At 46.6% G+C, this 23,018-nt stretch carries 21 protein-coding genes; all 21 read right to left on the bottom strand.

Annotated elements, in window-relative coordinates:
• Positions 1–34 precede the first annotated feature (34 nt).
• Complete coding sequence (locus IGI96_RS08215) at positions 35–2,497, bottom strand: heavy metal translocating P-type ATPase (RefSeq protein WP_438784994.1); 2,463 nt, start codon at positions 2,495–2,497, stop codon at positions 35–37.
• Positions 2,498–2,762: 265 nt separating this feature from the next.
• Positions 2,763–4,196, bottom strand: coding sequence for a glycoside hydrolase family 1 protein (locus IGI96_RS08210; RefSeq protein WP_086338895.1), 1,434 nt, complete (start codon positions 4,194–4,196; stop codon positions 2,763–2,765).
• A gap of 167 nt (positions 4,197–4,363) precedes the next feature.
• Positions 4,364–6,130 carry an ABC transporter ATP-binding protein gene (locus tag IGI96_RS08205; RefSeq protein WP_086338894.1) on the bottom strand — a complete coding sequence of 589 codons (1,767 nt, stop codon included), beginning with the start codon at positions 6,128–6,130 and terminating at the stop codon, positions 4,364–4,366.
• Positions 6,096–7,838: an ABC transporter ATP-binding protein gene (locus IGI96_RS08200; protein WP_005226665.1), complete on the bottom strand. Its 1,743-nt coding sequence runs from the start codon at positions 7,836–7,838 to the stop codon at positions 6,096–6,098. Before IGI96_RS08200 ends, IGI96_RS08205 begins: the two co-directional genes overlap by 35 nt.
• The gene (locus IGI96_RS08195; protein ID WP_086338893.1) at positions 7,835–8,275 is read right to left on the bottom strand and encodes a MarR family winged helix-turn-helix transcriptional regulator; all 441 of its coding nucleotides are present in this window, start codon (positions 8,273–8,275) and stop codon (positions 7,835–7,837) included. Before IGI96_RS08195 ends, IGI96_RS08200 begins: the two co-directional genes overlap by 4 nt.
• Before the next feature lie 166 nt (positions 8,276–8,441).
• A complete protein-coding gene (locus IGI96_RS08190; protein ID WP_086338892.1) occupies positions 8,442–10,193 on the bottom strand; it encodes a hypothetical protein in 1,752 nt (583 codons plus the stop codon).
• Positions 10,194–10,358: 165 nt separating this feature from the next.
• Positions 10,359–10,727: a flagellar export chaperone FliS gene (fliS, locus tag IGI96_RS08185; RefSeq protein WP_034859136.1), complete on the bottom strand. Its 369-nt coding sequence runs from the start codon at positions 10,725–10,727 to the stop codon at positions 10,359–10,361.
• A gap of 13 nt (positions 10,728–10,740) precedes the next feature.
• Positions 10,741–11,070, bottom strand: a complete 330-nt coding sequence (locus tag IGI96_RS08180) for a hypothetical protein (protein WP_005232745.1) — start codon at positions 11,068–11,070, stop codon at positions 10,741–10,743.
• 74 nt (positions 11,071–11,144) lie between these two features.
• On the bottom strand, positions 11,145–12,566 hold the full coding sequence (gene fliD / locus IGI96_RS08175; RefSeq protein ID WP_005226644.1) for a flagellar filament capping protein FliD: 1,422 nt from the start codon (positions 12,564–12,566) through the stop codon (positions 11,145–11,147).
• A gap of 4 nt (positions 12,567–12,570) precedes the next feature.
• Positions 12,571–12,984: a flagellar protein FlaG gene (locus IGI96_RS08170; protein WP_005226643.1), complete on the bottom strand. Its 414-nt coding sequence runs from the start codon at positions 12,982–12,984 to the stop codon at positions 12,571–12,573.
• 102 nt (positions 12,985–13,086) lie between these two features.
• Entirely contained in the window at positions 13,087–14,169 is a 1,083-nt protein-coding gene (locus IGI96_RS08165; protein WP_005226642.1) for a flagellin, read from the bottom strand.
• 136 nt (positions 14,170–14,305) lie between these two features.
• Positions 14,306–15,226 (bottom strand): flagellar hook-associated protein FlgL, encoded by a 921-nt coding sequence (flgL, locus tag IGI96_RS08160; RefSeq protein WP_005226641.1) that lies wholly within the window; start codon positions 15,224–15,226, stop codon positions 14,306–14,308.
• Between the two features lie 3 nt (positions 15,227–15,229).
• Positions 15,230–16,753 (bottom strand): flagellar hook-associated protein FlgK, encoded by a 1,524-nt coding sequence (flgK, locus tag IGI96_RS08155; protein WP_086338891.1) that lies wholly within the window; start codon positions 16,751–16,753, stop codon positions 15,230–15,232.
• 11 nt (positions 16,754–16,764) lie between these two features.
• Positions 16,765–17,121 carry a hypothetical protein gene (locus IGI96_RS08150; RefSeq protein WP_086338890.1) on the bottom strand — a complete coding sequence of 119 codons (357 nt, stop codon included), beginning with the start codon at positions 17,119–17,121 and terminating at the stop codon, positions 16,765–16,767.
• Positions 17,122–17,397, bottom strand: a complete 276-nt coding sequence (gene flgM, locus IGI96_RS08145; RefSeq protein WP_005226638.1) for a flagellar biosynthesis anti-sigma factor FlgM — start codon at positions 17,395–17,397, stop codon at positions 17,122–17,124. It abuts the gene before it with no gap.
• Positions 17,398–17,492: 95 nt separating this feature from the next.
• Positions 17,493–18,551 (bottom strand): flagellar motor switch phosphatase FliY, encoded by a 1,059-nt coding sequence (gene fliY / locus IGI96_RS08140; RefSeq protein ID WP_005226637.1) that lies wholly within the window; start codon positions 18,549–18,551, stop codon positions 17,493–17,495.
• Positions 18,548–19,558: a flagellar motor switch protein FliM gene (gene fliM, locus IGI96_RS08135; RefSeq protein WP_005232756.1), complete on the bottom strand. Its 1,011-nt coding sequence runs from the start codon at positions 19,556–19,558 to the stop codon at positions 18,548–18,550. The genes fliY and fliM overlap by 4 nt, the downstream gene beginning before the upstream one ends.
• A 17-nt stretch (positions 19,559–19,575) precedes the next feature.
• Entirely contained in the window at positions 19,576–19,965 is a 390-nt protein-coding gene (locus tag IGI96_RS08130) for a chemotaxis protein CheW (protein ID WP_005226635.1), read from the bottom strand.
• 19 nt (positions 19,966–19,984) lie between these two features.
• On the bottom strand, positions 19,985–20,347 hold the full coding sequence (locus tag IGI96_RS08125) for a response regulator (protein WP_003129084.1): 363 nt from the start codon (positions 20,345–20,347) through the stop codon (positions 19,985–19,987).
• A 14-nt stretch (positions 20,348–20,361) separates the two neighbouring features.
• On the bottom strand, positions 20,362–20,949 hold the full coding sequence (locus IGI96_RS08120) for a chemotaxis protein CheC (RefSeq protein WP_074934305.1): 588 nt from the start codon (positions 20,947–20,949) through the stop codon (positions 20,362–20,364).
• Positions 20,946–22,997, bottom strand: a complete 2,052-nt coding sequence (locus IGI96_RS08115; RefSeq protein ID WP_086338889.1) for a chemotaxis protein CheA — start codon at positions 22,995–22,997, stop codon at positions 20,946–20,948. The genes IGI96_RS08120 and IGI96_RS08115 overlap by 4 nt, the downstream gene beginning before the upstream one ends.
• Between the last annotated feature and the right edge of the window lie 21 nt (positions 22,998–23,018).

The following is a 23,018-nucleotide window of genomic DNA, read 5'->3' as shown; positions in this document are numbered from 1 at the left end:
GCAGGTCTTTTTGTTGGTGCATTCGTTGCTTCGTTTATTTTTTCGCTGAGGGTTGGAATCGTTTCAGCCGCAAGGCATTTAATAAAACGGATACCGAACTGAAGCTCATGGCCGCCCCAGCGATCATTGGATTGAGCAAGGGGCCACCGAAAAGATGCAGCACACCCATTGCGACAGGGATGCCTAAGACGTTATAAGCAAAAGCCCAGAAAAGATTTTCTTTGATGTTTTTGATGGTTGCCCGACTTAACTCGATCGCTGATGGGACGTCCATCAGATCGCTGCGCATCAGTACGATGTCTGCCGATTCGATGGCGACATCGGTACCAGAGCCGATCGCGATCCCTACATCGGCTTGGGCTAACGCGGGCGCATCATTGATCCCGTCACCTACCATCGCAACCTTTTGGCCTTTGGCTTGCAGGCCGGCTACTTTGGCGGCTTTATCTTCTGGCAAGACGTCACTGATCACTTCATCGATACCGACTTGTTTGGCGATGGCTTGGGCCGTTCGGGCATTGTCGCCCGTGATCATTGCTACGTACAAGCCCATTTGATGCAACCGTTCAATGGCTTTTCGACTGCTTTCTTTGATAGTATCTGCCACAGCGATGATCCCGATCGCTTCGCCGTCTTTGGCAACATACATCGGTGTTTTCCCTTCGTGAGCCAATTGTTGGGCTTGCTCGATCAGGCCATCGATGGCAACGTTTTGTTTTTCCAACCATTTCTGGTTGCCTAATAGGACTGGACTGCCAGCGATCGTTCCTTGAATCCCATGACCTGGGATCGCTTCAAACCCGTCAACTTCTTGTAGGGCGAGGGCTTGCGTGCGGGCTTCGATCACAATCGCTTCGCCTAATGGATGTTCTGAGCCTTTTTCAACAGAAGCCGCCAGTTGCAGCAATTCCGTCGGCGTGTGATTACCTGCAGGCAGGAGATCGGTTACGACTGGTTTGCCTTCTGTGATCGTGCCGGTTTTATCAAAGACGATGGTCGTCACGTTTCTAGCTGTTTCTAACGCATCGCCGCTTTTGATCAAGACGCCATTTTCTGCCCCTTTGCCCGCACCCACCATGATGGCGGTCGGTGTCGCTAATCCTAAGGCACACGGACAGGCAATCACTAATACAGAGATCGTAATGGTCAATGAGAAGATCCAGGTTTCTTGTCCTAAGAAAAACCAGGCAAGTCCTGCAAAAATCGCCAAGACCATGACGATCGGGACAAACACACCCGAAACTTTGTCAGCCATGCGGGCAATCGGCGCTTTGGATCCTTGAGCATTTTCTACTAACTGAATGATTTGCGCTAACGTTGAATCTTCTCCCACATTGGTGGCTTCATATTGAAACGAGCCGTTTTTGTTGATACTGGCGCCGATCACCCGATCACCGACTTGTTTTTCGATAGGTAAGCTTTCTCCAGTAATCATTGATTCATCGATGGCAGACCGGCCTTGGGTAACGATCCCATCCACAGGAATCTTTTCTCCAGGTCGTACGACTAAGATATCGCCAGCTGCGACTTCTTCAATACCCACTTCGACTTCTTCGGCTTGATTCCCGCTGCCGCGAAGCACGCGGGCTTTTTTCGGTGCGAGATCCAACAACTTCTTGATGGCTTCGGAGGTTTTGCCCTTCGAGACCGACTCAAGGTATTTTCCTAAAGTAACTAATGCCAAAATAACGGCGGCCGTTTCATAGTACAAGTGCATCGCATAGTGGTTCGTGCCAAGGTAGACCATCACGGTTCCATAAATACTATAAAAGAAGGCAGCACTGGTTCCCAATGCAACAAGGGAATCCATGTTGGGATGGCCTTTCCAAAGCGCTTTGAAACCAGCAATGTAAAAGGCGCGACCGAGGACCATCACCGGTAAGACCAAAAGCAATTGAGTGGTAACGAAATTGACTGGATAGGCCATCGGATCTAAAAAGCCAGGGATCGGCAAACCGATCATTTCCCCCATCGTCAAATAGAACAAGGGGATCGTAAAGAGCGCTGAAAGCCAAAACCGTTGCCATAAAGCACGAATCTCTGCCTGTTTTGAATCCACCTTGTCGGCAGAAGCGGTCGGCAGCTGTGCATCATAGCCCGCCTCTTTCACGGCAGCTGCGATCTTCGCGGCGGTCACTTGATCTTGTTGATAGCTGACCATCAGTTTTTCTGTTGCCAGATTGACGGATGCTTGCTCCACACCCGCTAATTTTTGGACAGCTTTTTCTACTGTTTGGGCACAAGACGCACAGGTCATGCCCGAGATGGCAAAGGTCTCTTGTCTTTGGGAGCCGATCAGTTGATAGCCCGCTGCTTTGATGGCCGCAGCGAGTGTTTCTTCGGTGAGCTGCTGCTCATCATAACGAATATGTAATTTTTCAGTAGCCAAATTGACAGCTGCTTGGTCGACCCCCGCCAGCTTGCTGACTGTTTTTTCGACGGTCTGGGAACAAGACGCACAGGTCATCCCTTTTACCCCATAATTCTTTTCGATCATTGTTTCCTTCCTCCTTGCTTGCTATGCAAACCCATTAACCTTTTATGTTTACAGTTGTAATCTTCTTCTACTTTACAATTATCGTTTACACTTGTCAACGATAATACTCAAAAAAAGGACGTTCTCCTTTGAAGCGGCCCAAAACGCGAGACTTTTGGTCTACCTTTGGGCGGTCGCTACAGGTGGAACGTACTTTTTTCTAAGAAACGATCACTGCCGTTGCAGGGATCGTTTCGCTTATTCAGGTATTGGTTTTAGGAGGCTATCACTCTTGCCCGTTGGTTTTGATCAGCTCTTGGTACCAGTAGAAGCTGTCTTTCTTGTAGCGTGCCAAAGATCCTTCTTGCGTTTCATCTTGGTCGACATAGACAAAGCCATAGCGTTTTTGGTAGCCGTTCAACCAGCTTAGCAAATCAGTGAAGGACCAGGTGCAATAGCCAAGAACTTCCGCGCCGTCGCTGATCGCTTCTTTAATGGCATGGACATGCCCTGCTAAATAATCGATGCGGTATTGGTCATGGATTTGATGATCGTCGGTTAGTTTGTCGTATTCACCAAGTCCGTTTTCTGTAATGATCACAGGCACCCGATAACGGCTAGTGATTCGTCGTAAAGCGATCCGCAGCCCTTGAGGATCGATCTCCCAATCCCAATTCGTCCGTTCCACAAATGGATTTTCGGCTTTTTTGAACATTCCTGGTGTCCCGGTTTCTTCGGAGCTGCCTTTTTTCCCAGTGGTGTTCATTTTCCCCGCACCGACACCATCTAATGGATTGTAGGCATTTGTTGCTGTTTGGTAATAGTTGATCCCTAAGAAATCTGGTTTTGCTGAACGCAGCAAGTCCATATCTCCTGGTTCAATCGTTGGTGCGATCCCTTGCTCTTTCAAGTAATTCATTGCCGCAATCGGGTATTCGCCCCATAGATAGACGTCTAACCAATAATGCGCCATCAAGTCTTCCGCGTTTTCAGCTGCCAAAATATTTTTCGGGTCGCTGTTGATTGGGTAGTTTGGTGAGTAGGCGAAACTTGGTCCGATTTTCCCTGGGATTTTCATCTCATGGAACTTGTTGATCACCGAAGCATTCGCCAAGTTAGCGATATGATTGACTTCATACATCCGTTTAGGATCGGTCACTCCTGGTGGATGGGCAGCTAAAAGATAACCTAAAGAAGTAAAGATATTTTGTTCATTCAAGCTGACCCAATAGTGGACTTTGCCGCGAAAGGCTTCAAACAATACGGCCGCATAGTTGGTGAAATCTTCAATGATTTTGCGAGATTCCCAGCCACCGTATTCTTCTTGCAAGGCTCGTGGCAGATCCCAATGGTACAAGGTCACCATCGGTTCGATCCCTGCTTTTATCAGTTCATCGATCAATGCTAAATAAAAGTCTAACCCTGCTTGATTGACTTCTCCTCGTCCTTCTGGAAAAATCCGTGTCCAAGCAATGGAAAAACGATAGGTTTTCAATCCTTGTTCTTTCATCAAGGCAACATCTTCTTTGAAGCGGTGGTAATGGTCGACTGCGACATCTCCGTTAGTTGCTTTAAAGGTTTTTCCGGGAATGCGGACAAAATCGTCCCAAACCGAAGCGCCTTTGCCGTCTTCTTGCCATGCGCCTTCTACTTGATAGGCTGCTGATGCTGAACCCCATAAAAAATCGTTGGGGAATTCTTTTAGTTGTTTATGATCCAATTGTTTCCCTTCTTTCTGTTTGATGATACCCCTTTCTTAAGTATACCGATAATTGCCTGATTTGTCATAAGAAGATTTTGTACCTATGCCAAGAAAGCCGATGGCACGCAAAAAACATCCTTGCAAGCAGTGGCGTTCTCCTTGCAAGGATGTGGACTAGCTATGGATCATGCGTCAAATTGTGCCTGATAGAGTGCGGCGTAACGCCCCTCTTTGGCTACTAATTCTTCGTGGGTCCCTTGCTCTACGATATTCCCCTGTTCCACCACGAGGATCGTATCGGCATGTCGAATCGTGGACAAGCGATGGGCGATCACAAAGGAGGTTTTGCCTTTCATCAATTTGGTCATCGCTGCTTGGATCAGCAGCTCTGTTTGCGTGTCGACATTCGATGTGGCTTCATCAAGAATCAACAGATCGGCATCCAACAGCATTGCTCGTGCAATCGTCAACAGCTGTTTTTGCCCTTGTGAGATACCGGTTCCGTCTTCTGAGATCAAAGTATCATAGCCTTTTGGCAGGCTCATAATAAAGTCATGGATATGGGCGGCTTGTGTAGCAGCTTGGACTTCTGCCAACGTCGCATTCGCCTTGCCGTAGGCCAAATTGTCGAAAACCGTTCCCGTGAACAACCAGGTATCTTGCAGCACCATCGCATAGCTTTGCCGTAAGCTGCGGCGTGTCGCTTGGCGGATATTTTTACCGTCTAACCGAATCGCTCCTTGGTCAGGGTCATAAAACCGCATCAAGAGGTTCACGATGGTGGTTTTCCCCGCTCCGGTCGGTCCGACGATCGCGACCAAGCTGCCAGCTGGTACTTGTAGCGAAAGGTCTTTGATGATGGGCTGCTGTGCTTGATAGCCGAAGGTCACATGGTCAAAGGCGACATCACCAGACACCTCGTGGTATTCGTAGGCTCCAGGAACATCAGAAACTTCAGGTTCTTCATCCAGCAAACGGAAGATCCGTTCTGCCGCCGCCAATGCCGATTGCAAATCACTGAAGATGTTGGCTAACTCATTGATTGGTCCTGAGAATTTTCTGGAGTAAAGAACAAAGGAAGAAACATTCCCTAGTGTCAGATGACCGAACAAAAACAGCAAGGCGCCAAACATACTGATCAAGGACAACGACAGATTGTTGATAAAGTTGATGGAAGGACCAGTCATACTGCCGTAGTACTCGGCATTGTAATAGGCATCCACCGCTTCTTGGTTTTTTTCGTCAAAACGGCTGATGATCGCTTCTTCTTGGTTATACAGCTTGATCGTTTGCTGACCAGAAATAATCTCTTCCACAAAGCCGTTCAATTCGCCTAATTTGCGGGAACGACGGCGAAACAATGGTTGAAATTTGCTCATCAAAAAGCGGGTCAAAAAGATCGAAGCGGGAACCGTTACGACAAAAATCAGCACCAGCAGCGGCGAAATCAAAACCATCATCACAAACGAACCAATGATCGTCACAAGACTGCTGAGGACTTGAATGGCATCGCTGGCCAATGACGTATTGATGGTATCGACATCATAACTGATGCGACTGATGATATCCCCAGTGGCGACTCGGTCAAAATACCCAACCGGCAGTTCGGTGATTTTATCAAAAATCGCCTTGCGCATCGCTGCCACCACCCGCTGACTCAAGCGGATCATCATGAGCGAAATCAGATAACTAAGAAGGGAAGACGCAAGATAAAACAGCAGCATCAGCCCACAATAAAAGAAGACTCGGTCAAAAATGACCTTGCCGGGACCCGGTTGAATGGCATCAATGGCGTACCCTGAAAGCAACGGTCCCACCAAGGCGAAAATGTTGCTGGCCATCATCAATACAGCGGCTGCCAGCAGGAGACCTTTGTACTCGTAGAGATAGCCCCACAAACGCCGTAGTGTTTTCTTACTATCCTGCGGTTTTTCCGTTTTTTTCTTCGGCATCGTCGGCACCTCCTGTCTGACCTTGATAAATGGCTTGGTAGATCGCATTTTCTGCTAGTAATTCTTGGTGACTGCCAAAGCCGTTCATTTGCCCGTTTTCCAGTACCAAAATTTTGTCGGCATGCTGGATCGAGCTGATCCGCTGCGCGATCAAGACCGTCGTCGTCTGTTGAAACTGCTGTCTCAGGACCTTGCGCAACTGAGCGTCGGTCCGATAATCCAGCGCACTGGCAGAATCATCCAAAATCAAAATCTCTGGATCCCCCGCCAAGGCCCGCGATAACAAGACCCGCTGCTTTTGACCCCCGCTTAAATTGCTGCCTTTAGCATGCAGTGGATGAGCTAAGCGCTTGGGTAGTTGATTGATAAACTCCTTGGCTTGGGCGCGAGCCGCCGCTTCTTCGATCTGTTCTTTGGAAAACCGCCGACCAAAAGCGATATTTTCTTCGATCGTTTCCGCAAAAAGCACGTCTTTTTGTAAGACGACACCGAATAACTGATGCAGCTCCGTCGGATCGATGGAGCGAATGTCGCGACCAGCGATGCGAATCATGCCCTTCGTTGGGTCATAGAGCCGCAGCAGTAGTTTGACGATCGTTGATTTTCCACTACCAGTCGCACCGATGATCCCTAAGGTTTCTCCCGGCTGCAAGGAAAAATCGATGTCTTTCAGCACCTGGGTACCGTTAGGATAGGTGAAGGAAACTTTTTCAAAAACGATATGCGCAGACTCTTCTTTGACAGGCGCCTCAATGACTTGCATATTTTGCGGCAGGCGCAAGACGGATTGGATCCGATCGGCAGAAGCCAGCCCCTTCGACACGATCACAAAGATGCGCGTGATACTGAGCATGGCATTCAAAATGATCGTAAAATAAGTCAAAAAGGCGATGATGACGCCTGGTTGGGTCAATCCTTGATTGACGCGAAAGGCACTGACGACGATCACTAGCGTCAGTCCGATATTCAAAAATAGGTCCATCAGGGGCGGTGTTGCAGCCATCGTTCGATTAGCGGTAGTTTCCGCAGCTACTACGTCTTGATTGACGTGGTCAAAGCGCTTTTTCTCGTAATCTGCTTTGGACAAGGCCTTGATCACCCGAGCCCCAGTCACATTTTCACGGACAGTTCGCACCAACACATCCACTTGCTTTTGCAATGAGGCAAACAAGGGGATCCCCCGTTTCGAGATCGTGACTGCCGCCACTAAAGTGAAGGGCAAGACGCCCACTAAGACCAGCGTCAACACGGGATCTAATGTGGCAGTGATCATGATCCCCCCTAATAACAGAATCGGGGCACGAATCCCCATCCGTTGGATCATGCCTACCGTTTGATGGATGTTGTAAGTGTCTGTCGTCAAGCGAGACACCAAGGAAGGGATCCCGACTTCTTCGACTTGCGGAATCGACAGATAGGAAACTTTTTCAAATAAATCATGGCGTATACTGCCGGTGGTATCGCGAGCAACACTGGAGGCCATCCGATTGGCGATGATATTGGTGACGACTGCGATGATGGAGCAGACCACCATCGCCCCACCCCAAGCAAAAATCGCAGATACCTGCTTGGTGGGAATCACAGAATCGATGATATACGCCAAAATCCAAGGCAATAGCAAGTCCATCAGGGAGCCGAAGAATTTGATACTGACGCCAAGGGAGATGCGGCCGATATAGGGTTTTAAATATTGAGTCAAAAGATTCATTCCATCGCCTCATCTTTCGCTAAAAGCCGCTGGGAATTTTCTTTGACGATTTCCAGATCGGCGATCAACTGCTGCTGTTGGACAGCAGAAAAACCTGCTACGACTTGTTCATTCCAGCTTTGAAGCAGCTGTTGGATCGCTGGTTGGACGGCGAGTGCTTTTTCGGTTGGATAAACCAGTAATTGTCGTTTGTCGGTGGGACTGCTGGTTCTAGTGACAAATCCTCGTTCTTCTAGGATTGCTAGTTGACGGGCAACATTGCTTTTATTCACAAAAATCTTCTTGGCTAAGGCTTCTTGACTGATCCCCGGTTGGCGGCAAATGTTTAAGATATAGGTATGATGCATCCCGCCTAAACCAAATTTTTTCAGTTCTTTTTCCCGATAAAGGGTGGCGAGACGGGCAATATGATTGATTGAGCGGATAATGGCTTCCATGAGCACTCCTGCCTTTCTTAGTTCTTCAAAGTGTCTAATCTATTATAAGGAATAATCGTTGCGTGCGCAACGATTATTGTTTCTGACGAAAAGCAACAGGTACACTGTTGTTGATCAGCAAAAAAAGAACTTCAGCCCTCTCGCTGAAGTTCTTTTCTGATTCATTTTATTCAGATTCTTTCAATAAAGCTTGTACGACCTTACGACGACGGTACAGCTGTCTTGTTTTCCAGCTGATAAAGCCGATGAGTAAAGCGAGCCAAGAAACGATCGTCAGCCATAAAGCTCCGTCGAAAAACCAAGGCGCGTCGTAATCAACGACTAAGACATTCTCCCCTGCTTGCTGTTGGACAGAAACGGCACCAATGGCACTCAAAGAGACATCTTTTTCAGTTAGTGGCTGCTGATTGAGGGTCAATTCAGTATATCGGTAATTGATGATCGGTAACGCCTTCCACGTCTCTTGATCACCTTGCCAACGTAAAGTAAGCTTCCCGTTTTCTACGGTTTTTGCCACGGTATCATTCTTTTCAATGATTTCTTCCCCGTACAAATTGTACTTGTTCTTCTTGGTTTCTTGATAGAGGGGCAGATAATCTGGCGTAGAACGTTGATACAGCGCTAATGCTAAGGACTTGTCGTTACTAAAATAGGCTTCCTTCAATTGCGCTTCAGATTCCGCCGACAGATAGGTGTGGTTTCGCAGTGAAACCGCAGCTTCATCGGAGTGCCAGTCCTGCATTTTGACCGTGTTTTGGATCAGGATTTGACCAACACTCAAGACTAAAACGAGGACAAACCAACGCGGATTTGCCAATGGCTTGCCCCGATAATAAGGAACTAGCAGGCACAAACCGACTAAGATCAAAATCGTGGCAGGAACAAAGAACCGAAAAGGAAATTGCAGTAAATTGATCACACCATTGTCCAGACTGCCTAGCCATTGCCAAGGAACAGCGTTCGATGATAAAACGAAAAAGACTGCTGCAGCTGCCGTCATTAATTTGAAGCCGCCAGATAGACGTGGCCACACACGGATCGCACCACAAAAGAACAAAGCACATAAGATGGGCAGCAGGTACGGAGTCGTCCACCAATAGCTGCTGGTTCCAGTAATGGTATTGTTCTGCATGTTGCGATTCACAAAAGGCGCGATCAACGTGTTACTCGTATAAAGATCCAACATCCCTAACCAAATATTGGCGGTCAGTAGCAAGAAGATCCCGATCGCTCCTGCTAAGCGCAGCACCAATTGTCGTTTTTCTTCGCCAGAAGTCCCAACAAAAAAGGCGCGTAAGAAAAAGGGCACGTATAAGAACACTAACAAGATGCTTGAAAACACATGGATTTGAAATAAGACCGCCACGGAAACCCCTACCGCAAAAGGCCGTAACCGTTTATGTTCCCCTAGTGCGATCAGTGGAATCAGGCACAGCGGCAGCACAGCCGCCCCCCAAGCAGAAAAGCCCTGTCGCTCAATCCAATACTGGACAGAATAGGTCGCCATAAACAGGACGCTCATCCCCACTGACAGCCAACCATTGACTCGTAATTTCTTTAATAAGCCAAACATCGAAAACCCTGCTAACAAATAGAGCAGCCCGTTGGCGAGCAGCTGGTAGGAAAACCACGAAGGACTCAGCAAGACCAGCAATCCTTGGAAATAGGCAAAAAAGGGCCCGTATAATGCATTGACGATACGAGCAGATTGCTGAAACCCGTAGATAGAAAGAAAATATTGAAAATTGCCCTCTTTGATCTGCTGGCTGGTCTCATAAAAACGATTGAAGTGAAAGACCACATCAGAGCCCAAAATCATGCCTTGGCCTAAGATCTGCGGTAATAAAAAAACACCACTCATTGCAATCAGAATCACCACTTGCCAGAAAAGCGGCTTTTGTACTATTTTTTGTTTCAAAAAAAACCCTCCTTGCACCCTTTCGGTACGCTCATAAAAAGAGTACCAGATAGGGACGAGGAGGGGAAAAAGAAAGCTTAGTGAAAAGGGATACATGGTAAAAATTTAACCAATTACTAAACTTTTCTAGGTTTTAGGTGGTCGTTTCTGTGCTTTTTCTCAAATTTATTGGGTGATCGTTTGCCAGCTTTCCAGTAGTTCGCTTAAAAGCGGGACGACCGTTTCTGCAGGGGCTGCCTCTTTTTGGACATTGGCACTGACTAGCTGATCGTACATATAGCCATACAGAGAATCGAGATCTTCTGCAATAGCGCCACCTTGCTCACGGTCTAAAGAGACCCGTAATTCCAATAAAATATTCTGCGCCTTGACAAATTGCTGATGAGCTTGGCTCAACTCTTCTTTTTCCAATGCGATCACTGCTAATTTGATATTTTTGATCGCTGCTTGCAACAGCATTTCAATCAGTTTGTTGGGGGAGGCACTCATTACTTGGTTCTGCAAATAGTTGTTTTGCATTTTTTGATAATTCATCTTTTTTTCCTCACTATAAATCAAATTCGACGAAGGCGGCACTGTCTTCTTGCTGCAAATACGTTTTGACAAGATTGTTTTTGCGGTTCAAACGCCCCAATTCTTGTTTGATCTCTTGCTGCTGGGCTTTGACCTGGTCTAAGAACGCTTGATACGCTTGGATCACTTGTTGCGCCAACGCACTGGTTTGTGGACTATGGCTCTGTGCTTCTGCTTGCATGGCTGCTATGACCGCTGCATTGGCTGCCATCAAACGACTGGCTTCTTCGCTGTCGCCGCGCCATTGGGCAAAACCAGTTAAAATCTGATTCAAACGTTCATCTAATGATACGTGTGGCTCCATAGGTTGTTTCCTTTCATGTTGACGAGGGTTTCTTATGCGAATGAAAAAATGACTGCTTTAATCGGCTATCCTGCCTAGTTTGACGTATTGGCAAACTGATTGCTTAGGTAGCTCAGCTGATTTTCAGCCTCCATCATCACGGAGTCTAACTTGGTAAACATTGTGATGTAACGCTCTTTTTTCATTGCCAAAATATCATCAAACCGTGTGATCTGCTTGTTTAAATCCTTGATGGTACTGTCATAGGTCGCAGATTTGGTGGCAATGATCCCTTTATTGGCTGAAGTATTGACGACATAGCTGTTGGCTAATTCTTTTAGGGCTAGTGTATAGCCAGTCTCTTTCGTGCTCGCAGTGCCATCAGCTTCTTTGGTTTTCGTACTTGCATAAAAGAAAGACTTCACAGCAGCGGGATCTTCCGCTAAGGCTTCTTTTAACTTTGTCGTATCCAATCCCAATGTACCATCATTATCAACGGTGGAGATGCCTAGCTTATTGGCGGTCAGCTTTGAGCCACTGACAGCTGGAATGGTGATCAAATTTCGCAATTGGGTCTGTAGACGAGTCAACGCACTGTCTCCCACCAAGGTCCCCGTCTTGTTGTTTTCACTACTAGGATCTCCCACGGTCAAATTGTCGCCGATAAAACTCATCAAGCTATTGTATTGATCCACTAATCCTTGCACTGCATCAACGACTTTCGAGGTATCATTGGCTAAAGAAAGCGTCACATGCTCCTCGCTTTTTTTCGCTAACGTCAGCGTGACACCATCAATAACATCCGTCACACTGTTGCTGTCGCGAGTGATCTTCATGCCGTCTAGCTCAAAAATAGCCGGTTGGCCTTGCGTCGTTGTCGCAGTTGAACCGATCCCTAACCCTTCGGCGGCATTGCCGTCGATCAAGAAATTTTTGTCGCCCATTTTAGTATTTGTTAAAATCAAACGGTTATCCACGATGCTCGCCGCGACGAAGGTCGTCTTGCTTTGGCTATTGATCTTGGCTGCCACATCTTTTAAGCTGTCTTCGGCCGTGATCTCGATCGAAGCGGTGATCGGTTTGCCATCTTCATCGACTTCCGAACTGGTCAATGACAGCTGACCACTGACATTTAGGGCCGTTTTGCTACTTTGAGCTACTTGACTCCCCGTCACCTTCGTGGCTGTTGCTAGTTGGTTGACTTTTAGATCATAGGTGCCTTCTGGAGCTTCCGTTGTTCCTGCAATTGAAGCGATGCTGCTATTGGTGGTCGTCGCTTTTTTCGTTTGATAAGCATCATCTTTTTGTAATGCATCGACTTTTGACAAAAAGTTAGTCAAGCGAGTGCTGATATCACTCCACGCCGTTTTTTGTGCTTTTAGCGACGTGATTTTATTCTCAGCGCGGGTCTTGTTGATCGCATCTGCCGCCAATAATTTTTCAATATCTTCTGAAGTCACGCCAGAATAACTCCCTAGCGTTGTACTGATTCCTGAACTGCTAGTTACACTTGCCATGTTTTCATCCCTTTCGATCGACCGCGATGCCCATGTCATCCCATATTTTCCCAATCACGTCTAGCATGTTGGCGGGCGGGATCTCTTTGATCACTTCGTTGGTCTGCATATCCACTAAACGCACCATCGTACGCCCCGTGCGCTCATGTACTTCATAAGCCAATTTCATATCTTTGCCAAGTAGTCGCTGATTCACTTCCTCCACGGAGGCTGCGATCTTGTGCTGATCGGCTACTGAAAAATAGTGGATCGGCGGTTCAGTGGCCACTGTCTGTTCCTTTTTCTCCGCCAGTTTCCCCTCTTGGTGTTGCGGCTGAAGGTTGGCGTTCTCTTGATCTAGGGATTCGATCGGACGTGCTTTAGCGACCGACGCAACGGCTTCGATCGGGTGTATTCCTGACATTGGCTGAATATCCATCAGAGCTTCCTCATTTCTAAGCGTTTTTGTGCTGCTATGTAAAACACAAGAACTGCGCTTCCCCTAGGCAGTCCTTGTGTCAGTGGTTCACTTGATCAAAAATTATCCTTGTAACAAGCTCAATACGCTGTTAGGCATTGAGTTTGCTTGTGCCAACATTGAAGTTGCTGCTTGAGAAAGGATGTTGCTCTTCGTAAAGCTCATCATTTCTTGCGCCATATCAACGTCACGGATACGTGAGTTTGCTTCAGATAGGTTTTCTTGCGTTGTACCTAAGTTGTTGATTGTGTGTTCTAGACGGTTTTGCGCCGCACCAAGATCCGCACGTTGTGCAGAAACTGCTTTGATCGCTTCATCGATTTTTGTGATTGGGTTGTTTTCAACGCTGACAGTTGCCGCTGCTGCTTTGCCTTCATCAGAAGCGGTAAATGTTGCTAAAGCATCATCGTATGTTTTTTGAGCTGTTGCTTTTGCTGTATCATCCGCTGCTGTATCGATGGCTGTTTGTAATTCAGCAACTGTTTTACCAGCAGCCGCATCAACTGTGCCGTCCGCTGCATATTTTGTTGTAGCATCTGCTTTGAAGGCAGTCGCTACTGCTTTATCTTTTGCTGCAGCAACAGCTTTAGCATCGCTTGTATCAATGGCTTGTGTTAAATCTAAGCCTTTTACTTTCAATGCAGATGAGCTCATGTTGTTGATTGAAACGCTCATTGTTTGGTTTGCGTTGGCACCGATTTGGAAAGTGAATGATTTCGCATCATCGCCTTCACCAGTTAACAAGCTTTTTGTATTGAATTCAGTGGTATTGCTGATACGGTCGATTTCATCAGACAATGCGGTGTATTCTTTGTTGATCGCACTGCGGTCGTCATCACTTAACGTACCATTTGAACTTTGAACCGCAAGATCACGCATACGGCCTAAGATGCTGTGGGTTTCATTTAATGCACCTTCTGCTGTTTGGATCAATGAAATACCATCTTGTGCGTTGCTTTTTGCTTGTGACAAACCGCCGATTTGGCCTTTCATTTTTTCAGAAATTGCTAAGCCAGCTGCGTCGTCCCCAGCTTTGTTGATGCGTAAGCCTGAAGATAATTTAGACAAAGAATTGCTTTTAGAAGCATTTGCTGCCGTTAGGCGTGAGTAAGTATTCAATGCTGAAACGTTTGTATTGATTCTCATGTGTAGTTCCTCCTAATTTTTATTCGCTAAGGTTTCCCTCTGCTACTATTTATCGGAAGAAACCGTTCAGGGTTAAGCCTTTTTTCTAAAAAAAATAAAAAACTTTTGCTCTCAGCAAAGAACAAAAGTTTTTGGGTTAATTTAAATAATCTAGAATGGACATCTGCATGATCTTTGTTCCCATCGCTAATGTTGAACGGTAGGCAGTCATTTGATTTTGATATTCCATATACTTTTCCGCAATATCGACGTCTTGTTTGTTGGACAGTGTTTCGGTCAAGTTCAGCTTTTCCGTCTCATTTCGATCAGCTGCCGCCTCCAAGCGATTGTAGAGGGTGCCGATCTGCGCCCGTACATTCACCACATTAGTGGCATGCTGGTCATGAGCGGTTAAAAGCTCGCCCCCTAAGGCATCTTTATCATCACTGCGCAATGCAGACAACAAATCATTGAAATAGGTGCTTAAATTTTGGGGATCCGCAGCTGTGCCCGTCTCGTTCATCAGACGATCACCGCTGGCTAACAGATCCACTGAGACCCCATTTGCGATTTCTCGCGGCAAGTCTTCGCTGGTGCCATTGTATTTGATACCGACGATGGCGTCATTTTCTTTGACGATCTCAAAAGGCGCCGTCGTCGTATTCGTTCCGCTAAATAGATAGCGGCCATCAAAGTTGGTGTTTAATGATTCAACGATGCCTTCGATCTCTTGCTCGATCTCTGAACGATTTGCCCCTAATTCCTCACTGCCAGCTGTCGCATTGGCAGAAGATTGAACCAACGAGCGAATCCGCAGCATCGAAGTACTGACGCTTTCTAAAGCAGAATCTTGGGCTTTTGTCCAAGAAATACTGTCTTTGATCGTATTGTTGTAAGTTTTGTTTTGATTTAACGACACATTGAGATCCATGATTTTTGAAACCAGCAGCGGATTATCCGAGGACTTGCTGACTTCTTTCAAGCTCGATAGCTGATTCAACGTGGATTGGACTTTGGAGGCGTTGGTGCCTAGATTTCGTAAAAAATCATTGTAGGTGATTGAATTGGAAATACGCATGGTCTACACTCCTGTTCGATTGATCAATGTGTCTAACATTTCAGAAACGACCGATAATATGCGGGCATTGGCCTGAAATCCTTGTTGGAAACGAATCACATCTGACATTTCTTCATTTAATGAAACCCCAGACACCGATTGATTTTTGTATTCTAGTTGATTCAGCAGCGACAATTGGGCACTGACTGTATTGTCGGCTTGCTGTTTTGAGATCCCGTTTTTGGTGACGATGCTGTTAAAATAACTGCTGACACTCATGCCCGATGCTGCATTGGCAAACGTCAATGTCTCAGAATCAAAAGAAGCGATCGTCTTTTCTGACAACGGGAAGTCCAATTTGGCACTGCTGAGTTTCGCCATTGCAGCAGCTCTTGAACCATCTCCTGCTGCATTGCTCGTTCCGCCGGTCACCAGACTTGGGTTATCTAACAGTGCTTGGCTGACCCGAATCGTCGTCGCTGTACCAGTATCATCTTGGCCGATCTCAAATAGACCGCTAGTAGGAGAAGCGCCGCCAGTAAAGACCATGTTCATGGCTTGCGCGATCGTCGTCGTAAAGTTGTTCAATTCCGTCAAACGGCTGCCGATTTCACTAGATGATGCTTGCAGGCCTCCGATCGCGCCTTCTTTGATTGGCAATTCTGTATAGGCGGTTTCGCCATTGTCGGTGGTTTTCGTCAACAAGACGGTTCCAGCTGGATAAGACCCTGTAATGGCTTCGGCAGGATTCAAGGCGTTGCCGTCTTTGGAAACCAAGGCGCCTGTGTCGCTTTGTCCCACCACCACACTAAGGGTATTGCGTTCCTCCGCACTTAAAATCGTCTGTCCGCTCATGGATACAAACCCACGGCCATACTGATCGGTCTTGGTTTCGATCCCTGCTAGACCCGAGAGATCTTTCAACAGACTGTCTCGACGATCTAAAAGATCATTGGGTGTCTCACCACTCGTCGTCAACCCATAGATCTGTTCATTCAAGGATTGCAGCTGTTTGACCTTCTCATTGAAGTCCAGCGCGGATTTTTCGATGGTATCCAGCGTATCGCTTTGCAGCTGCGTCATTTGTTTGCCCATTTGGTTGATGGTATCGGCAAACGTACTGCTGTTTTCCAGCACAAGGGTCTTAGACGTATCCAGTTCAGGATTGTTGGCTAATGCGGTCCAAGAATCAAACATCGTTGCCAGCTGTTTGGACAGTCCATTGTCAGAAGGCTCATTCATTAAACTTTCCAGCTGTCCTAATATGTCTGCTTTTTGTTCATAATATGTATAGGTAGAATTGGCATTGCGTACTTGTCCAATGACAAAATCGTCGACGATCCGTTCGACACTGCCGACTTTCACACCCATACCGATGCTGCCGACACCCGCTAAATGATAAGACGCTTCGGCTTGCAAGTTGACTCGTTGTCTTGAGTAGCCGTCTGTATTGGTATTTGCAATGTTATGGCTGCTGGTTTGCAACGCTGCTTGATTGGCGGTCATGCCCCGGGTTGCGGTGCCTAATGAACCAAATAGTCCTGTCATAGAAGTACTCCTTACATTTTTTGATCGATGATCGCTGTTGAGACAGCTTGTTTTTCTTGGTATTTCGAATACGTATTTGCCGGTGTCTTGATATTTTCTTTGACTGCATCCATCAAAACAGTTTGGAAACTAATGGCTTGCTCCGTCAGCAGGAGATTTTCGGCTTGCTGCACTTGGATTTGGCGGATGAGTTCTTTGACCGTCACTGAAAGAGTTCCTTCATACGTGGAAAAAACGGGTACGAAGGCGGTTTTTTTCTCGACGAGTTCTGGTAATTTTTCTGCTTGATTTTTGATCAAGCAGGTCTTTTCTTTTTGCAGCAACCGCAAGAACTGCTGAAGCTGACGCTCAAATTCCCGTTCTGTCATCTAGTCGACCTGCTTTTCATCTTGTTGCAGCATTTTATCTGCGATCGTTTCGGCAGATACTTGGTAGGTGCCTTCTTTGATCGCTCGTTTCAATTCTGCCACTCGCTCACTGCGACTGGCTGTTTGATTGGCACTCTTTTGAATGGCTTGAGCTGTTTCGGACAATTGAACATCGACGGTTTTTTCTGTCTGAGCAGCAGATGGCTTTTCTTGTTTGACCGCTTCACGTTTGATGGCCTTGTCGCTGTATTCTGCGTAACCTCTTTCGATTTTCATAGGTTCTCCTCCGTTCTCATTCTTCTACCCTCTACTATCGGTCAAATCACAAAAAAGTTAAACCCATATGTTTAACTTTTTGCGATTTCTTCAAATTAATGCAAATTGTGGATGCGTTGTTTTTGCGAAAGAATGTTGGTGATCCGCACACCAAAGTTTTCATTGATGACCACGACTTCCCCAGTGGCGATCAGTTTGCCGTTCAACAAAATCTCTAGCGGTTCATCCGTCAGTTTTTCCAGCTCGATGACGGACCCCGTATTGAAAGATAAAATGTCCTTAATGGTTTTTTTGCTGCGGCCTAACACGACACTTAGATCCAATGGCACATCAAGAATCAAGTCCAAATTATCCCCATCGCTCACTCCGCTGGAGGCCAATGTTTGAAACGCAGGTTTGCTGACTTCCACGGGCTTTGATGCAGCCGCTGGTTCTGGCGTAGGTGCAGCAACGGGTGCCGTTGGCTGCGGTGTTGGTGTTTCCCGAGTAACGACAGTCGCTTCGTCTGAGAGCATCGCACTGGCGATATCGTTGACCACCGGATCCGTAAAGATCTGCATGATTTTGCTTTCGATCAAACCTTCGACGCGCAAAGAAAATGAGATACAGTAAATCTCTTCCTCTGCCTCGATCCCGCTATACTCAATGTTTTCTGGTGTCTCCCATAGTTTGACGATCGGCGGCAAGATATCCACTTTGCGGCTGATCATCGTTGCCATCGAAGTCGAGGCAGTCCCAATCATTTGGTTCATAGCTTCTGCCACAGCACTTAGCTCTAATTCCGTAAATTGAGTGTTGCTGGTTTCACCAGTTCCACCCATCATCAAATCGGCGATCACGATGGCATCTTTGACTTCTAATAGCATCAAATTACTGCCTAAAAGGCCTTCTTTAAATTCAACTGTCGTCGCTACTTTTGGTGCAACGAGGTCGTTTAAGATCTCACCAAATTTGATTTTAGACACCCGGGGAGTCGTGATGCTGACCCGACGATCAAGAATGGAAGACAACGTCGTCGCTGCTTGCGACATGGAGATATTGCCAACTTCGCCGATAATGTCGACTTTGACTTGCTCTTCTAATCCTTGCGGCTGGGCTGGGGCACTTTGATTCAACAATGCATCGATTTCTGCTTGGGATAAACGTTCACTCATAGTTCTTGCTCCTCTTCTAACTTGTCTAATAATTCAATGGCTAAACGGTCCTCTTGCTTCCCAGGTTTTGCTCGGAAGTAAGGTTTTCCATCGATGAAAGTCTCCAATGGTTCAGTAATTTTTTTGTCTAGTTTGATGACATCGCCTTCTTCTAAGTGGAGAAACTCAGAAAGACTCATTTGAGCATGGCCCAGCAGGACTTCTAAATTCAATCCGACGCCATTCAAACTTTTTTGCAACTCGCGGCTATCGTCTTGGTTGACTGGCTGATTGCTATCAAACCAATTGCGGAAACTTAATTTATCAATGATCCCTTCAAAGAAGACATAGGGGATACATAGATTGATAAAATGTTTCACTTCAAAAATTTTGATAGTAAAGGTCACTAACACGACGGGTTCGTTGGGCGACATGTTTTGCATCAATTGCGGATTCGTATCGATTCCATCCAAAACCGAATCCAAGGCAACGATGTCCTTCCAAACATTTTGGTAGACCCGGACAAATTGTGCCACCACTTCTTCCAAGATTGCTGTTTCAATATCAGTAAAACTTTTTTTCTCGCTAAAATCCATTTCGATCGGCTTGTTTTGATAGACATCCAAGCCGCCGCACAACAACTCCACCAACATCATACACAGTTGTGGGTTCATCTCGATCATTTGAATCCCGCTCAAAGGCTGCGAATGAAAGAGCCCCAGCAAAGTAAATTTTGGTATCGAATGGATAAATTCGTCATAACTGACTTGTTCGATAGCTGCCAACTGCAAAGAAACATTGGTCCGCAGTTGGGTAGAAAGCATGCTACTGCTCATCTTCGAGAAATCCTCGAAGATCATGTGCAGGGTATTGACGTATTCTTTCGACAGCTTTGTTGGTCGGCGAAAATCGTAGGCTTTCACTTTGGCTTGTTTGTCTTCTATCTCAATAATTTCTTGATCGATCTCTCCGCTGCTCATCGCATTCAACAATAAATCAATCTCTTGCTGCGTCAATACCTGATCCACACTAATCCCCCATTTTTTTAAAAAATCATGTGATCGATTTGAATCACACTGGCTACTTTTTCACCGATCGTCACGACCCCAACGGCATGTTCTGTCTCTTGATTGCTTAGTTGGATATCGTCTTCGGTGATATCAAGAACTTCAATTACTTCTTCTACAAGGACCCCTTTGGTCTCCTCTTGCTTCTTCATGATCAATATGTTTTTTTCGTAGGCTGGTTCCATGATGGGAATCAATTTTGCCAAACGAATCACCGTTACGACAGACCCCCGCAGATTGATCAGCCCTTCCACCCACTCTGGTGCTAAGGGCACCTTCGTAAAAGAAGGGGCATCAATGACCTCGTCCACCGAGTCCGCCGAGATCAAATAGTACTGCTGAGCCATTTTGAAAAGAATCATCTGCATGTCGCTATCCTCCTAGGCATTAGGCAAAGGCTTTGTCGATGGCAGTGATTACGCGGTCCGTGTCAAAGGGCTTCACGATAAAGTCCACCGCACCGGCGCGAATCGCATCCATCACCATTCCTTGTTGTCCCATGGCACTGCACATTACGACTTTGGCCTGCGCATCAAACGTGCGGATCATTTTTAATGCCTCTAAGCCATCCACTTCTGGCATCGTGATATCCATGGTCACTAAGTCTGGTGTCGTTGCTTGGTATTTTTCAAAAGCCTCTTGGCCATTTTGGGCTTCCCCCACGACTTCATAGCCGTTTTTTTCTAAAATATCCTTTAATTTCATGCGCATAAATACCGCATCATCCACGATCAATACTTTTTTTGACATTGTATTTGCCCCTTTCAAATTCCTAATGAATCAAATATGTTTTCTAGTACACCGATTTCTGGAATCAAAAATAACGATGCCTCTAATGTTTCTTTGGCGTAGACGAACTCATTACGGATCACCATCACCTGCTCATCATACTGGGCCATCGCCAAATAGATGGAGCTGATCGCTGCGCCAAAGAAATCATAGCTGGCGCTTGGTAAAGACGCACTCAGCTGAGTTTCCAATAGTTGGCCGATCGCGATCAAAAAAGAATTGGTAAGAATGTTGGTCAACTCGTTGATGACCGATTGCTTCAATTCTTCAGACGGATCGCTTTCTTGGATCATCAACTGACGCAATTTTGCGGCGGATTCATCCGTTAAGACAAACAAGAAGATCCCTCGAAATGCCCCTTCGATCTGGCTCATCACCACATGAACTTCTTTGTCTTCCGCCATGATCTGCTGATACAGGTCCTCATACGTTAGAATCTCGACTTCCGGTACCCGCATATCGATCGGTTGTTGGACGAGCTTTGATAAACTAGTCGCAGCGTGACCACCGCCGATATTGATCAGTTCTTTTAGGCCATCGATCTGCAGCGCTGTATAGCTCATAAGCGGTCATCCTTTTTTTCCTGACAGATGGCATGAATGTCTAGGATCAGTGCGATCGAGCCGTTGCCCATAATCGTTGCCCCTTGATAGCGATTCAGCTTTTGCAGCAGCGGATCGATTTTCTTGATGACGATTTCTTGCTGGCCGATCAGCTCATCTGCCAAAATGCCGTGAAATTGCTGGTCATTGTTGACGATGATGGCGAATTTTTTCTCAGATGGATCGCCTTCGATCGCTAAGAGTTGATCGGTCCGAACCAAGGGAATCAACTCCTCTTGAAAACGATAGACCTCATCCGAGACCGTCTGGATGATCTCTTCTTCTTTGACCATCACCACGCGTTCGACGAGATTTAGTGGGATCGCAAAGGTTTCTGCTCCGACGCGAACCATCAACGCTTGAATGATCGACAGAGTCAATGGCAATTTGATCACAAACTGCGTGCCTTTATTTGGCTGACTCTTCATTTCGATCGTGCCCCCTAGTTGGGTGATCTTGGATTGCACGGCATCCATCCCGACACCGCGCCCAGAAATGTTAGTCACTTCTTGTGCCGTTGAAAAACCAGGATGGAAAATCAACTGCTGCAACGCTTCATCGGAAAGACCTTCCGTTGCTAAGCCTTTCTTTTCAGCACTTGCTTTGATTACTTGCGGATCAAGGCCTTTGCCATCATCCTCTAAAGTAATGATTACGCGATTGCCTTCTTGGTAGGCCGCCAAGCGAATCGTGCCCTTGCGCGGTTTGCCCAGTTTTTCCCGAACATCGGGTGCTTCGATGCCGTGATCGACAGAATTACGCAACAGATGGACCAGAGGTTCACTCAACTCAGAAACCACTGTTTTATCCAATTCCGTTTCTTCCCCAAAAATGACAAGTTCCATTTCCTTTTGCAGTTCATTGGATAAGTCCCGAACCATTCGCGGAAAGCGACTGAAGACGACATTGACTTGCTGCATGCGGATCCGCAAGACCAAATCTTGCAGCTCAGAGGTCAATCGTGAAACTTGCTCTAAGGGGTCTTTGACTGCTTCGATGTTTTCCCGCTCACTGACATCTTCTAATTGATTGCGATAGACCACCAATTCGGACACGAGATCCAAGAATGAATCTAAGCGATTCAAGTCGACTCGGATCGATTGATTTTGGGCGGACGCATGATGCGCGGGCGCCGGCGATTTTTCTTTCGTTTCTGTTGTCGCTTGCTGAAGAGCAGAAGGCTCTGACTCTGGGGTCGGTGCTGGTTGAAGCAGCTCTTCTGCCTCCTCCAACACAGCAGCTGAAGGATCAAACGGTGCCACCACGAAGGCTTCGATCTCACTATTGCTGGCGATGTTTTGCTCGACATCAGCCAGTGTTTGCTGCGTCAAATAAAGCAGTGAAAAATCTGATTCAAAGGTGCCTTCTTCGAGTGTTTGGGCATCTGGTTCTGTATAAAGAACATCCCCTGCTTGGCCAAGCTTTTCCATGATCAAGAAGGCACGAGCACCTTTTAACATGGATTGGGCATCTAAGCGAACAGCAATTTGGACCGCTTGATAGCCATCTCCAGCCGCTTGCTCGATCACATACAGATCAGAAGGATCGATTTGTTGAAGCTGTGGGGTTAACGCGCCCACTGCGTTGGGTTTTTGGCTTGCTTCTGTCTCGGTTGATATACCGCCAGAATGTTCCGTTTGGTCAAGTTCGGCCAATAAATCGGCAATTTGAGCTGGCTGCAGGTCGCGTTCTTCCCGCAAGTCCTCCACAAGTTCTGACAGGCGATCCAGACATTTGAAAATCAATGAGATCGATTGCTGGGTCACTTGCAAGGTCCCAGTTTTAAATAACTCAAAAATATTTTCCATTTTATGGGTCAGCTGCGTCATGACGTCATAGCCCATCGTTGCCGCCATCCCTTTAAGGGTATGGGCAGAACGGAAAATATCATTCAGCAAGGCGCTATCTTGTGGATCGTTTTCCAATTGCAAGACATGATCATTCAACTGCGCTAAATGATCGTCTGTTTCTTCAAAGAAAAGGGTACGATAGACACTATTGTCATCCAAATGGGTCCCTCCTTTACAAAA

The sequence above is a fragment of the Enterococcus sp. DIV0421 genome, assembly GCF_051713745.1.
GTDB classification, from domain to species: domain Bacteria; phylum Bacillota; class Bacilli; order Lactobacillales; family Enterococcaceae; genus Enterococcus_D; species Enterococcus_D casseliflavus.
The sequence above is the reverse complement of the archived record's forward strand: the minus strand, read 5'-3'. Positions and strand labels throughout refer to the sequence as shown.

Excerpts from the sequence above, each read along its gene's own strand:
- fliD (WP_005226644.1), bottom strand. The coding sequence starts at position 12,566 with ATGGCAAGTGTAACTAGCAGTTCAGGAATCAGTACAACGCTAGGGAGT.
- flgK (WP_086338891.1), bottom strand. The coding sequence starts at position 16,753 with ATGACAGGACTATTTGGTTCATTAGGCACCGCAACCCGGGGCATGACC.
- flgL (WP_005226641.1), bottom strand. The coding sequence starts at position 15,226 with ATGCGTATTTCCAATTCAATCACCTACAATGATTTTTTACGAAATCTA.
- IGI96_RS08200 (WP_005226665.1), bottom strand. The coding sequence starts at position 7,838 with ATGAATCTTTTGACTCAATATTTAAAACCCTATATCGGCCGCATCTCC.
- IGI96_RS08205 (WP_086338894.1), bottom strand. The coding sequence starts at position 6,130 with ATGCCGAAGAAAAAAACGGAAAAACCGCAGGATAGTAAGAAAACACTA.
- IGI96_RS08215 (WP_438784994.1), bottom strand. The coding sequence starts at position 2,497 with ATGATCGAAAAGAATTATGGGGTAAAAGGGATGACCTGTGCGTCTTGT.
- IGI96_RS08180 (WP_005232745.1), bottom strand. The coding sequence starts at position 11,070 with ATGGAGCCACACGTATCATTAGATGAACGTTTGAATCAGATTTTAACT.
- IGI96_RS08170 (WP_005226643.1), bottom strand. The coding sequence starts at position 12,984 with ATGGATATTCAGCCAATGTCAGGAATACACCCGATCGAAGCCGTTGCG.
- IGI96_RS08130 (WP_005226635.1), bottom strand. The coding sequence starts at position 19,965 with ATGCAGATGATTCTTTTCAAAATGGCTCAGCAGTACTATTTGATCTCG.
- IGI96_RS08125 (WP_003129084.1), bottom strand. The coding sequence starts at position 20,347 with ATGTCAAAAAAAGTATTGATCGTGGATGATGCGGTATTTATGCGCATG.
- IGI96_RS08195 (WP_086338893.1), bottom strand. The coding sequence starts at position 8,275 with ATGGAAGCCATTATCCGCTCAATCAATCATATTGCCCGTCTCGCCACC.
- IGI96_RS08120 (WP_074934305.1), bottom strand. The coding sequence starts at position 20,949 with ATGAGCTATACAGCGCTGCAGATCGATGGCCTAAAAGAACTGATCAAT.
- fliS (WP_034859136.1), bottom strand. The coding sequence starts at position 10,727 with ATGAATTATCAAAAAATGCAAAACAACTATTTGCAGAACCAAGTAATG.
- IGI96_RS08150 (WP_086338890.1), bottom strand. The coding sequence starts at position 17,121 with ATGACAGAACGGGAATTTGAGCGTCAGCTTCAGCAGTTCTTGCGGTTG.
- flgM (WP_005226638.1), bottom strand. The coding sequence starts at position 17,397 with ATGAAAATCGAAAGAGGTTACGCAGAATACAGCGACAAGGCCATCAAA.
- IGI96_RS08165 (WP_005226642.1), bottom strand. The coding sequence starts at position 14,169 with ATGAGAATCAATACAAACGTTTCAGCATTGAATACTTACTCACGCCTA.
- fliY (WP_005226637.1), bottom strand. The coding sequence starts at position 18,551 with ATGAGTGAACGTTTATCCCAAGCAGAAATCGATGCATTGTTGAATCAA.